Source organism: Fusibacter sp. (assembly GCF_057447755.1).
Genome location: NZ_JBVBZF010000006.1, coordinates 1 through 13,924 on the forward strand (window position 1 = coordinate 1; position 13,924 = coordinate 13,924).

General features: G+C 35.7%; 12 protein-coding genes. All 12 read right to left on the reverse strand.

Annotated features, from left to right (window positions below; translation table 11 throughout):
- Positions 1–2,052 (reverse strand): MBL fold metallo-hydrolase (locus tag AC220I_RS03815; RefSeq protein ID WP_486722496.1); only part of this gene is annotated, 2,052 nt, incomplete at its 3' end.
- A 78-nt stretch (positions 2,053–2,130) separates the two neighbouring features.
- Positions 2,131–3,585, reverse strand: a complete 1,455-nt coding sequence (amrA, locus tag AC220I_RS03820; protein WP_486722497.1) for an AmmeMemoRadiSam system protein A — start codon at positions 3,583–3,585, stop codon at positions 2,131–2,133.
- A 180-nt stretch (positions 3,586–3,765) separates the two neighbouring features.
- The gene (locus AC220I_RS03825; protein WP_486722498.1) at positions 3,766–5,208 is read right to left on the reverse strand and encodes a S1C family serine protease; all 1,443 of its coding nucleotides are present in this window, start codon (positions 5,206–5,208) and stop codon (positions 3,766–3,768) included.
- A 21-nt stretch (positions 5,209–5,229) separates the two neighbouring features.
- A complete protein-coding gene (locus AC220I_RS03830) occupies positions 5,230–5,631 on the reverse strand; it encodes an Hsp20/alpha crystallin family protein (protein ID WP_486722499.1) in 402 nt (133 codons plus the stop codon).
- A 318-nt stretch (positions 5,632–5,949) separates the two neighbouring features.
- Complete coding sequence (locus AC220I_RS03835) at positions 5,950–7,365, reverse strand: sensor histidine kinase (RefSeq protein WP_486722500.1); 1,416 nt, start codon at positions 7,363–7,365, stop codon at positions 5,950–5,952.
- Positions 7,366–7,380: 15 nt separating this feature from the next.
- Positions 7,381–8,067, reverse strand: coding sequence for a response regulator transcription factor (locus tag AC220I_RS03840; protein ID WP_486722501.1), 687 nt, complete (start codon positions 8,065–8,067; stop codon positions 7,381–7,383).
- 187 nt (positions 8,068–8,254) lie between these two features.
- Complete coding sequence (locus AC220I_RS03845) at positions 8,255–9,682, reverse strand: aminopeptidase (RefSeq protein ID WP_486722502.1); 1,428 nt, start codon at positions 9,680–9,682, stop codon at positions 8,255–8,257.
- 78 nt (positions 9,683–9,760) lie between these two features.
- Positions 9,761–10,411: a response regulator gene (locus tag AC220I_RS03850; RefSeq protein WP_486722503.1), complete on the reverse strand. Its 651-nt coding sequence runs from the start codon at positions 10,409–10,411 to the stop codon at positions 9,761–9,763.
- A 24-nt stretch (positions 10,412–10,435) separates the two neighbouring features.
- Positions 10,436–11,569 (reverse strand): sensor histidine kinase, encoded by a 1,134-nt coding sequence (locus tag AC220I_RS03855; RefSeq protein ID WP_486722504.1) that lies wholly within the window; start codon positions 11,567–11,569, stop codon positions 10,436–10,438.
- 112 nt (positions 11,570–11,681) lie between these two features.
- Positions 11,682–12,131, reverse strand: coding sequence for a chemotaxis protein CheW (locus AC220I_RS03860; RefSeq protein ID WP_486722505.1), 450 nt, complete (start codon positions 12,129–12,131; stop codon positions 11,682–11,684).
- A 52-nt stretch (positions 12,132–12,183) separates the two neighbouring features.
- Entirely contained in the window at positions 12,184–12,360 is a 177-nt protein-coding gene (locus AC220I_RS03865; RefSeq protein ID WP_486722506.1) for a DUF896 domain-containing protein, read from the reverse strand.
- Between the two features lie 12 nt (positions 12,361–12,372).
- Positions 12,373–13,911, reverse strand: coding sequence for a histidine ammonia-lyase (gene hutH / locus AC220I_RS03870; RefSeq protein ID WP_486722507.1), 1,539 nt, complete (start codon positions 13,909–13,911; stop codon positions 12,373–12,375).
- Between the last annotated feature and the right edge of the window lie 13 nt (positions 13,912–13,924).

Sequence of the window (13,924 nt, forward strand, 5' to 3'; positions counted from 1 at the left end):
ACAATTGTTTTTCAAAATCATTTTTTCGCCCCCAAAAAAATCATTTTTTCCAAGTTGTTCGATTACAAGCCCACTAGATTTTATAACTACAGAACCCTTAATAATCAAATAGACACCCAATTGTTCTATTCTTTGTTCAAGTTCGCCAGTTTCAAGAAAGATCCTTGTCATTGAATTAGCAATGTCGCATTTTAAACCACATGATATACGTTCACCAAATAGCCAAGTTTTTTGAAGGAACAAACGTTGTTCAAAAGTTTGCATAAAAGGTTCATAGAGGTCATTATGCTTTAAAAAGGCCACATAGTCACGACAATTAATGGCTAATGCACGAACATGACTGATTGCCTTGTAATGCCCTTCTAGTAACATCCCAACAACACCTGTTACTTCGCCAATCATAGAACCAACCGTTAACTTATTGCGTATACCTGCTATCGGGTTGTTATATTCCACAATACCAGAAACCATGATATAAATTTCATCATTTACTTGCCCTTGATTTAATATAACCTGATTGGGTTCAAAGGTGACCATCGGACTTTTTAAAAGTTTTTCCACTTCATTTGACGATAAATTGGGGAAATAAGCATTAATATATGACGTGATGAATGCTCTGTAATAATCCTCACTTCCTGAAATCAGCTCGTCCACACTTCCAAAGAAAGTGCCTTGTCCTACTTCTTTCTCAGATGTTGAAAGTGGTTTTGAAATATGACTCAATATGATTTTTTCAGATTTGTCTGTTCTAAAGTCCTCAGCCTTACCGTGAATTAGGCCCCCACCAATATCAACTTTCTTCAAATCTACTGGTGCCAAGTAATCCGATTTCACTTTTTCAAAGGCATTAATATCAAAACAAGCGCCTTCTGAAACCATTTTATCAAGAACGTCAAAGGCAGCGATATCTGCCAAATGTGCATAAGTTTTATACTTGTTTTCCCACAAGACTCTGAATAAAAAAATATTAGTCTCAAGTGGATGTGGTGAATATACTGGTTTAACCTCAAGCCCCTCTAAATCGTTCCAAACGTCAACTTCAAGGTCTACAAAGTCAAAATAGTGGTCAAAATCAGTCTCATCTATCACGGTAAGGGCAGATAATTTTTTAATAGCAGATGTTCTCACAAGTTTAGATGCATAATATTTTATCTTATGATCAGCTCTCATGAGCAATGCCAAACCACTGAAGTGATCATCATGTGCATGTGTATGAAAGATACCCTCGATCTCGTTTATGCCAATTCCAAGTGCCAATAGTGTAAACATGAGATTAGGACCTGCATCTATTAGAAAGATCTTACCCTTATAGTTAAGTATACTCGCCATACAAGGTCTTTCAACATCCCAACCATTGCCTTCACCTGTATGAACGATGGAAAAATAATCTCTTTTGAAGTTATGATTTTCTAGGTCATATGGACATTCATAATCCTCATAGGGCATCAAATTTAAATCAATATCAAGGTGGTCTGATTTGTAAGAAATGATAAATTTATTCAACCCACATCTCTCAATATACACACCATTTCGGATTTCAACCCTAGTCTTGCCAATCTCTAAAGTGTCCAACAAGGCATTCGTCTCTCTTAAATGTCCAAAAGCAAATTTAAGCTTAATGTCCATCTGAACCTCAGCTTCTTGCAAGTCAAGACCAGCAGCCATTATTTCTTCAAGGGTGGAAAGGCCATAATTCCCCCTATAAATATACCCGCTCTGAGCCTCTATCTCAGCTTTATTTCCCATTATTAAAGGCTTCACACCTGTATTTTGTGGGTGATTAGGTATAATCATGCCCTGCCTATAAAGCATTTGAAGCACAGGGAATTCAGCCTGATTTGAAAACAGTTCCTTTTGCATGGTAACATCCGAAAGTAAAATTGCATTTGGGCCAGTTTCAACTAAGATGCCTTTGGAATTCTTAACAGATTTAACAAGCCCTCTTTTAATCAGGTGCTTAACAGTATCACCAGGGCAACCACATAAAATATACAATTCCGCATCAGGAATCTCCACCCAGAATATACCTGGAGACACTTTTATCTTTTTCATCTGCTAAACTCCTCATTAATTGATATCAAGTATAATATACCCTTATTCTATATCCACTAACATGGCATATTTCAATGTCTAGCGATGTCTAATGACTTCAAACCTATACAAGTTAACATCTTGATCAATATAGATCCCCGCTTTTTCAAGGCAAATTCGATACTGGGTTTCTACATCGTCTATGCCATCCAGATTTGGCAATAGGAGGCCTCTTTTGCGTCCTTTCTCAACAATCATGCCATATCGTTTGACATCAAACGCTTTGAAATCTGTCACAGGCTCAATTGGCAATAATACATCTACACTAATCTCCAAATCTTCAAGTTCCGAAAAATCAATTTCATTAAATCTTGGGTCTTCTGTGGAAGCAATAATTGCATTATAAGTAATTTCATCATATAAATCAGAAAGCGCTGGCTCTATGGTGCCCATACACCCTCTCAAATGATGATTTTTATGGATGGAGACAAAGCATCCCCTCTTTTGAGATGTCATAGCATCTAGAAACACTTCGATCTCCTCATCTGAGTAGTGATAAAAATCTGTTTCCAAGACATATTTTTTAAACTCGTCAGATTTTAGGGTCCGCCTTGTCTTTAAATAATGGCTTATTGTTTTTCTTGCAAGAGCGACATACAAGCTTTCCTCCGAAAGTCTATTGAAGTAATTGGTTTTTCTCTTTTTTTCATACAAATCATAAAAAGAATCACAAGTTGATGATGGTGCTAAACGCGCCAACATATAACCCACGCCAAAGGGGCCCTCATAGCTATATAATTCAGACTTGTATTCATAGCCATCTAGCGCGCCAAAGCCCATTAGAAATGATCTCAGACCACATTGAGCTGCATTTTCAATGAAATCCTCTGAAAGCGTCAATAGTTTTTCAATATCATGGTTTACAACAACATCTCTTACAATTTGATCAAATTGAGGCCCACTCTTATGAAAGGCATATGGTCCAGAATTTTTCAAAGCATGTGATAAATCGCCGCTACAAACCATAACACAGCGACTATCATTATTAGTAAGTTTGCTTATAATCATGCCTATCCTATAGTTCTCAATTAAACTTGTATTACCAGGTGTCACATTTACAATGTCATAATTTTGATAGTATTGATCTATGAAATACATGGGCACCATCGCACCATGATCAAGCTTTAAAGATCGATTGTACTGCTTGGCAATTTCAGGCGTAACCATGATACTTGTGATCTCTTCTTGCTCTAAACTTGCTTCTATGCTCCTTGTCAGCACTTGATTTATATTTTTATGAAATTCAATTTGAGGCGAACCAAACATTTCAAAGTCACCTCTGAGCTTAATATCATCATAAAGACAAGTTCCATTTTCGAACGACATTCCGTGAGGCGTTATAAAAATAATCGTATCCGGTTGATCTGTCGCAATAAGCCTTGCCACCTTGTGATAGGCCTCAATCGTTTCAACAACATTGTCCACATCCTTGCCTCCAATTTCATTCATGATAATGGGCGGATGGGGTACAAAATATATATTTAAAATACTCATTTAAATGCCTCCTTAAAATTACTTAAGCTATGAAGAAAAAGTTACTGCTCTCATCTATTCGCCTTTCGCAAATTGAAGATGCTTGCTCTAAGCTATATGAAAACTAAAAATCTACAACAAAAAAAGTGTATAAATAAATTATACACTTTTTTACTAAATTATCACATTCACTTGTTCTATCTATTTTTTATTACGATCACCCAAAGTGAGTGGTAATTCAATCTTATCCTTACCATCTCTAATGATCTTAACTGTAATTTTATCGCCTGGATTATAACCACTTAAAGTTGTGGTTAAATCGTCCATTGTAAATATCTTAGTATCATCTATCCCAATGATGACATCCATCTCCTTGAGCCCTGCCTTTAAAGCTGGTGAATCCTCATAAATGTATTTTACAAGAACACCAATTGGAATCTCATAGAGTTTAGATGTATCCTCATCGATGTTTACACCACCAATACCCATATATGGTTTAGACACATAACCATTTTTAATAAGCTCCGCAACAATAGGCATAATCGTATCTGTCGGAATTGCAAAACCAATGCCTTCTACATTTGTATCTGCGATTTTAGCAGTATTAATCCCAATCAGTTCACCTTTTTTATTCACCAAGGCACCACCAGAGTTACCTGGATTAATGGCTGCATCCGTTTGAATATATTCATTCGCTTGATCAGAATTAACTTTTCGGTCTAAAGCACTTACAACACCGTAAGTAACCGTATTGTTATAACCCAGAGGATTCCCAATGGCAATCGCAGGCTCACCTACTTTTAGATCATTAGATACTCCCACTTCAATCGGTTTAATCACACTCTTGTAAGCGTCAGGAATATCAGCTTTCATAATAGAAACAACCGCTAAATCTGAGTCTTCATCATAGCCTATCAAAGTAGCTGGAACAATTTGATCACTTACAATTTCTGCAACAACCTCTGTGGCACCGTCAACAACATGAAAATTTGTAACAATATAATAGCGATCTTTTTCTTCTTTGACGATGACACCTGATCCAGTTCCCTCTGTATACCGCTCGTTATTAAACCAATCAAAATACTTGAGTTTACTTGTTAATCCAACAACTGAATGGCTTACATTTTCATAAATGCTTGCGATATTCACATCACCAACTGTGACAGGATTCCCATTTTCATCAAAATACTTAATGACTGATTTGTACACTTTATCATTCATATTTTGATCGAGAATCTCATTAATTCTGGCATTGATCTTCTCATCTTGAAGATGAATTTGACCCTGGTAATACCCCACTGTAAAAGTGGTTGATCCCACCAAAACAATAGATAAAAGGATGGCTAAAACATTCTTTACTTTTGGACCGCTTTTAACTTTAACCTTTTGAGCACTACCCTGCTGAGTGATATTGATGACACTTGGATCACTTTCTACAAAAATACTCTTATCTGAGTCTTCGGTAATCGGTTTTTCCTCAAATGCTTCACTCATCTCGTCATCGTTTTCTGAATGATTTGTTTCTAATGCTTGTGTATCTGTATTGCCTTCAGTTTCAACATAGCTATTTTCTAATTTTTCCTGATCCTTTGATGAGTCAGTGTCTGGCTCTTGAATTAAAAAATCTTTTCGTTCTTCATTCATCATCATCACCTCATTAAATTTTTAGAAAATTGTATGCCTATTTTTGGGAAGTTCTATTGTTAAGACACCATGTTTAAGCGTTGCTTTTATATTTTCTCTCTCAACATCTTCAACAAAAAAATTGCGTCTGAACAACCCAGTTCTTCTTTCACGGCGTATAAAATCACTTTTACTCATTTCCTGTTTTTGAGCAATAATACTCAAATAATTATCTTCGTAAATAATGGTGATCTGATCGATTGAGAACCCCGGTAATTCTGCTTCAATGATGTAACCACTCTCAGACTCGCTGACGTCAACATCAAAAGTATTGATCACATTTTCACCTTTTTTTACGGCACAACTAACTTTTTCTTCCATAACATCATAAAAAAGTTGGTCGAGTGCATTCTTATGTCTTTTTTCAGGATTTATTTTGAACAATTCTATACACCTCCCACTATGCTATAGTACACCATCAATTTTAAGATTTTGTGAACAATTTTGAAATCTTATCAAAAATTTTGGGAACATTTTTTCGGGACATAAGTCACACCCAACAAGGTTGGGTGTGACTAAGTTATTATAGATCATTAGTTCTCATCCAGCTTAGAGCAAGAATCTTCAACTTGCGAAAAGCGGTTAGATGAGAGCGGTAACGGCAAAACAGGGTTTTGCGTTAAATGATTATAGGTCATTAGTTCTCATCCAGCTTGGAGCAAGATTGTTAAACATGCCAAAAGCGGTTAAATGATTCTATACTTATTTAAAAATTTGAGTTGCCACTGTGAAAATGAAAGCAACGCCTATATCTTCGTTACTATATACTTCAATTTTTTCATTATGTGCTTTAATGATTTCTTTGACGATGGACAAACCCAGTCCAGATGATTTTTTCTCAAGACCTCTGGATTTATCGAGCTTGGTAAATCGATCCCATATCATGCTTAGCTCTTTTGGACTTAACACATTTCCCGAGTTACTAATGCCAACGTATATTTTGTCGTTTTTAAGCTCCGTTCTGATGCTTATGTCACCATCCGCATTCACGAACTTTGTGGCATTGTCCATGAGATTGTAAATCACTCTTTGAATAGAGGCCATATCACCATGGGCCAAGATTTTCTCCTTGGTCAAGTCTATGGTCAGTTTAATGCGTTTATCAATAATTTTTTGTTCAAAACTATCTAAAACATTTATGATAACATCGTTTAAATCAAAATCCGTTTTGTTTAGTATTAGTGCACCACTTTCCATTTTAGAAAGATCCAATAAGTCATTGATCATTTTGATTAAACGATCACTCTCACTGGAGACAATCTTTAAATAGCGCTCTTGTTTATCAGCTTCTATCGTGCCGTCCAGCATGCCGTGCGTATAACCTTTAATGGTCGTCAAAGGTGTTCTTAAATCGTGTGACAAGCTCGAAATAAACATACGTTTTGTATTTTCCTGCTTGTTGAGTTCAGCAGCCATCACATTAAAACTTTCAGCAAGTTCACCAAGCTCATCTTTACGATTAATGATTATTTTTTTCTCAAAATTGCCTTGCGCAATAAATTTTGCAGCATCATTGATTACTTTAATTTCATGTCCCATTCTTCGTGTAATCATGAAGATTAAAACAACCGCTAACAGCCCAGAAATTGATAGAGATATGAATATGATCACAGATACCTTGGAAATTGTGTCCTCCAGTTCGGGCATGGGCACATTTATAAACATCGCATAAATTTTATCGCCCACATGAAACGGATACCCCACTCTAAGTATTCTATCTCGTGATATACCTTCGTATAAGACTTCTCGACTGGTTTCACTACCTGAAAAAACAGTTTCTATATCCTCTGCAAGATTTGGATATTTACCCAACTGCATGTCATAAGTTGAATCAGATGTTGAATAAAAAGCACCCTCTTCGGTAAAAAGCCAAATATTTGCACCCGTGTAACCATCAAGCAGCATGATCTGCTCTTGTAGCAAGTTTAGACTAATACTGTTGACGTATTTGCTATTGACAATGCCCTCAAAATTTTGAGCTCTTTTTAAGATCAAATCTGTTTCATTGCTCACAAAATAATAATCGAGGACACTTCTCACACCAATTATGATCAATATAAAAGAAATCAAAAAAATCAAGATATAAACAAAAGCAAATTTATGAAAAATTGTTTTCATGCATTCACCTCATTTTTAATCCAGTTTAAATTTATAACCAACACCCCAGACAGTTTTAATTTCCCAACCATTATCAGGACGTTCAAATTTTTCTCTAAGGCGTTTAATATGAACATCTACTGTTCTGGTCTCGCCAAAGAAGTCGTATCCCCAAATGTGATCAAGCAATTGCTCTCTGGTAAAGACTCTATTAGGATGATTCACAAGATAATTTAAAAGTTCGATTTCCTTAGGTGGTAATTCCATGGTTTCACCGAAGTAGCTAATATTGTAATCTACCATGTTAATGGTTAGGTTAGGCACAGAAACAATGCCTTCTGTATCCGGTTTATCTGTATTTTGAAAGCGTCTAATAACCGCTTTTACTCTTGCTGTAAGTTCTTTCGGATCAAAGGGTTTTACGATATAATCATCTGCACCCAGTTCTAAACCTAAAACTTTATCAAAGGTTTCTTCCTTAGCTGTAATCATTATAACAGGTACAGTTCCCATTTTTCTGATTTCTTTAAGCGTATCATAGCCATCAATTCCCGGCATCATGATATCCAATAATACTAAATCAGGTGCATTTTGTTTAAACGCCTCAAGACACGCCTCGCCAGAACCGTATGTCTCAATAGCATAACCTTCTTTTGTTAAATAAAGTGAGATCAACTCTCTAATATTTTCTTCATCATCAACTATAAAAACCTTTTTGTTCATAAGAGACCTCCCATTAAGACCAACCATTTGATCTATTATTATCCAAAAACCATTTAAAAAAAAAGAGCATTAAACTAATGCTCTTTTAATATCTATCATTATTATACAACATTTTAAAATAGGATTCCAATCCTCTTTGTGAATGTCTTGTAAACAGTTTATGTCAAAATGACTAAATCACTTATTATTAGCGATTTAAAAACGCCTTATAAGCCTTATAAGTCATATAAACATCGACCTTGCTAACGATTTCATAAGGTGCATGCATGCTAAGAACCGGAACGCCACAATCTACAACTTCAGCATTTGAGTTTGCTAAAATGTAAGCGATTGTACCACCGCCACCTTGGTCGACCTTACCCAATTCACCAATTTGCCATACAATGTTGTTATCGTTGAACAATTTTCTGATGGAACCAAGGAATTCAGCATTTGCATCATTACAGCCGCCTTTACCACGTGCACCTGTGTATTTCACAAGTTGTACGCCTTTTCCTATATGAGCCGAGTTTCTTTTTTCATAAGCCCCAGCATAGTTTGGATCAAATGCAGCACCAACATCACCAGATAAAACAGCAGTGTTTGTAATACATCTTCTCAAGTACAAGTCATTGAAGTTCGGTTCTTGTAAGGCTATAAGTTCAGCAACAATATTTTCAAAATATCTTGATTGAGAACCCGTGTTACCTTGGCTACCGACCTCTTCTTTATCCATGAACATGGCACAAGCAGTCGTTTCTACATCACTCAGTTCAAGAATTGCAGCAAGGCCTGCATATGAGCAAACTCTATCATCATGTCCATAAGCAGAAATCATACTTCTATCAAGACCTAAATCTTTTGCTTTACCTGCTGGTACGATCTCAAATTCTGCTGATAAGAAATCTTCTTCTTTAATACCATATTTTTCATCTAATATTTTAAGAACGTGTAATTTAACCTTGTCTTTTGTCTTGTCATCACCAATTGGCATATGACCTACCAATACATTTAGGGTTTCACCATCTATGCCTTCAGCTAAAGTCTTGCTTGCTTGATCCTTAGCTAAATGTGGCAATAAGTCTGTAATTGCAAGTACAGGATCTGATTCATCTTCACCGATGACAACTTCAATTTTCTCATTATTCTTGTTGAAAACAACGCCATGCAATGCAAGTGGTGTTGCAGTCCACTGGTATTTTTTAATGCCCCCATAATAATGTGTTTTGAAGAATGCCATATCGCTGTCTTCATAGAGTGGAAAGGGTTTAAGGTCAATTCTTGGCACATCTATATGGGCACCAACAACATTCATACCTTCCTTAAGCGCCTTCTTGCCAATTACAAATAATATAATAGACTTGTCGCGATTTAATGCATACACTTTTGAGCCTACTTTTAAAGTCTCTTCTCCTGAAATATAAGCCTCAACTGGTTTGTATCCTGCATTCACTGCTTGTTTTAATATTTCATTTGCGCTTTCTCTTTCTGTTTTCCCCTTGTCCAAAAAGATTTTATACTTTTCACTTAATTCAAAACACAATTTTGTTTCATTTGAATCAAGCGCTTCCCAAGCATTTCTAAAATTATGTGTCAATGCTTTTGACATTTCCTCAAAGTTTGTAGTGTTTTCCATAAATATCCCCTTTCAACTATCGTTAGCCTTTAGTTATTATATATAGGATACCGAAATATTATTTATCAATCAAGTGAATTAAATTTTTGTAATATTGTGTTTAATTGCATAGAGTGCGGCTTGAGTTCGATCTGTTACTTTTATTTTTTTGAATATGTTGGAGACATGGTTTTTTACAGTTTTTTCACTAATAAAAAGCTCTGTAGCAATCTCCTTGTTGTTGAAACCTTGAGAAATCAATCTTATCACTTCATACTCTCTCTTGGTCAAGTTAGTTCCGATCATTTCATCAATTGATTTATCTTTCTTTTTATATTCTTTCACTAAGATCCCTGATAAGGTTGGATGGATATATAACTCCCCTTGAACAACCTTGTAAATTGCCTTAACCAATGAAGATACGTCTGCATCCTTTAGAACATAACCTTCAGCACCAATATTAATTGTTTCAATAAGGTATTGGGCATCTTCGTGGATTGTGAGCATGATGACCTTGATTTCACTGAACTGTTCCTTAAGAACGCGCAGTGTATCAATACCGTTCATGTTTGGCATATTTATATCCAGTAAAATAATATCAGGCATATGCTTATCAAGCATTGATATTGCCTCTTCACCATCACCTGCTAAAAAAACAATTTCTAAACCATCTTCGAGTTCGAGTAATTTTTTTATACCTTCTCTAATGAGTGCATGGTCATCAACAATCGCAACTTTTATTGGTTTCATCTAAATCCTCCAATTTATCTTTCATCAAGATTTTTTATTAGGTATGACTATTTTAATTTTAGTGCCTTTACCACTTTTAGATACCAAGGTAAATGTGCCATTTAACATTTCAATTCTTTCTCTCATATTGTAAAGTCCATAACCACGGGGTTTAACAAGCATCCCCTTGGCATCGAACCCAATACCATCGTCAATTATTTCCACTTCGATCTTTTGATCATTACAATTGATCAAGAGCAAAGCGCTCTTACATTTCGAATGCTTAACGATATTGTTAAAGCTCTCCTGCACCACTCTAAAAACAGTAAGGTTAATGAGCGAGTCATTAATAGGTGCCATATTTTTAATCCGCATCTCTATCTGTATGGGGTGACTTTCCGTTAAATTGGATATAAGTTTATTTAGTGTTGGAATCAATCCAAGATCATCAAGAGACATGGGCATCAAGTCATAAATAATTTTGCGGATGTCTTTGAGCGTATCCCGGATATCCTCCTGAAGCTCAGAGATTTCTTTTTTGACCTTATGGGGTGCAATGTCAATGATTTTGGACAAATACTCCGCCTTGAAGATGATGTTTGCCAAAGATTGGGCCGGACCATCGTGAATATCTCTTGAAATTCTCTTCTTCTCGTTTTCCTGTGCTTCTATGATTTTTATACTGACTTCCTTTTTGTGCTTGTTGTCCTCAAGTTGTTCAAATATGCCGTTTGTCAGATAGTCAAGGGCAACACTCACTTTGGTCTCAAGAACCTCGGACCTTAGCATGACGTCCTTTGAAGTGACCAATAATCGGTCTAGCTCAGTTTTACGCTCTTGTAGTTCTCTTTCTTCTTGTCTCTTAACACTTAAATCTATTTGAATTTTCTGTGACAATTCATAAGCATCTCTGATATCCTTCTCCTGAAATTCATCAAAATGTGCATTGATTGTCGCAATCATATTTTTCGCCATCTTGGCTTTAATTTCAAGCTTATCTATCTCATTTACAATTAGTGTAAGCTTTGTCTTAATGTTAAGTATTTCTTGTTCATAGTGATTATAATCTTGTCTGGTCTTCTCAGAAATCTCAAATATTTCTTTTTTGCCATCTTCAATTGAGGAGGCTGTTTTATTTATAATTTGATCCAACTCTTTTATTTCTATGAAATTCTTCAAAGCACACACTCCACTACGTTTTGACTGATGATTATTATATCATAAAAGCTCGCGTTTATAAATAACGCGAGCTTTTTTAGTAAATAGGTCCTATTTTAGTTATATATTTAGCCTAATTAATGTCTAATATTTCGTTAATCTCCTCGTCTGATAAAATCTTATCCAGATCTATGACGATGATTAATTCATTTTTATGAACGCATACCTCAGAAATATAAGCATTATCTCTTTTAATGGCAATCTTTGGTGGTGGCAATACATCACTCTCATCAACAGACATTGACTGAGAGGCATCATCCACTAAAAAGCCAATTAGGACATCATCTTTTCTCGCAATGAGGATTCTTTTATCCCTTGCTGCAGTTTCCGCCATTTTAAAACGTTTTTTCAGATTGACAACAGGTATGATATCACCTCTAAGATTTAAAAGTCCATCTACATAAGCAGGGCCATTTGGCAAAGAAGTAATAGATGCGTACTCTGTAATAGACGCAATGTGATTGATATTGGCTGCGAACTTTTCTTCATTTAACTTAAAAACAATATATTGTTTTTCCGCCATTTAAACACCTCCAATGAAATTTTAATCGTTTCAAGGGATATCTACCCAAAAATTAATCCTTATAGACAATTTCTATGTTGTCCAGTTGCTGTTTAAAGCTACTTCTAAAGGCTTTTAAATAAGCCTGACGAAGTTCTAATTGCTCTTTGAGCTCCTCATCGTTCAATCCTTCAGACTTTTTCTTATTGGCTAAAAAATTGATGCGATCTAATTTTTCTTGAGATAACAAATAATCACCTTTCTAATTGATAGCTAATGTCCCAATGACATTCTCTACACTTTCTACGATTTCATTAGTTTTAATTATATCATATATCTTATTAAAATCTAGATACATTACACGATCTTCTTCAATTTTTGTGACTTCTCTTCTGATAACATCATAAGCAGCCTTTGAACCTTTGCCTAATTTTGACGCATCATCAAAATCAATTGCTTGTGCAGCAGATAAAAGTTCAATCGCAACAACGTTTTGTGCATTGAATAAAATGTCTCTTGCTTTTCTAGCAGCAATCGTTCCCATACTTACATGGTCTTCTTGATTTGCAGAAGAAGGAATCGAGTCAACACTTGCAGGATGTGCTAAAACTTTGTTCTCAGATACTAAAGCTGCAGCTGCGTATTGGGCAATCATAAACCCAGAGTGTAAACCACCGTGTGGCGTTAAGAAAGCTGGCAAACCACTTAACTGAGGATTTACAAGTCTTTCAATTCTTCTTTCAGAAACATTGGCAATCTCAGCGATGGCTATACCTAGGAAATCGAAAGGCAATGCCATAGGTTGTCCATGGAAGTTTCCACCTGAGAATACAACTTGATCATCAGGGAAGATGATTGGATTATCAGTAACCGCATTGATTTCAATATTAATTTTATCAACAACGTATTGAATTGCATCTTTACTTGCGCCGTGAATTTGAGGAACACATCTCAAAGTATATGCATCCTGTACTCTGATTTCACCTTGCTTAGTCGTTAACTTACTGTCTTTTAAAATATTTAAAAGATTTTCTGCCGTTTTAATTTGACCTAAGTGTGGTCTTACATGATGGAGTCTTGGATCGTAAGCGTCTGTAATCCCTTTTAAGGCTTCAACGGTCAAAGCTGTTGAGATATCCGATAGTTTTAAAAGTTGAATTGCTTCATAGGTAACAAGCGTACCAACAGCAGTCATAACTTGAGTACCATTGATAAGTGCTAGGCCTTCTTTAGATGTAAGAACAATCGGCTCAATACCTGCTTTTTTCATAGCTTCAGCACCAGACATTCTCTCACCTTCAAAAGTTGCTTCCCCAAGGCCAAGCATTACAAGCACCATATGTGCAAGCGGTGCCAAATCACCACTAGCCCCTAGAGATCCTTTTTCAGGAATAATTGGACATACATTTTTATTGATCATTTCAACCAAAGTGTTAAGTGTCAAACGTCTTACACCACTGTGGCCTTTAGAAAGATTGTTAACACGTAATAACATGATTGCTTTAGAGATATCATCCGTAAACGGCGTACCAACACCACAAGCATGACTGATAATAAGGTTGGTCTGAAGATCCGATGACTCTTCTTTAGAAATAACGACATCAGAGAATTTACCAAATCCAGTTGTAATGCCATAAACAACTCTTTTTTCATCTACAAAATCATCTACTAATTTTCTAGCTTTATCTACTTTAACTAAAGCTTCATCAGCAATCTTAATCTTATAGTTGTTTCTAGCAACATTAACAACATCTTCAATTGTCAAACTTTTACCATCAATAATAACCAAATTTTCTTTCATTTTTAGCACCCCT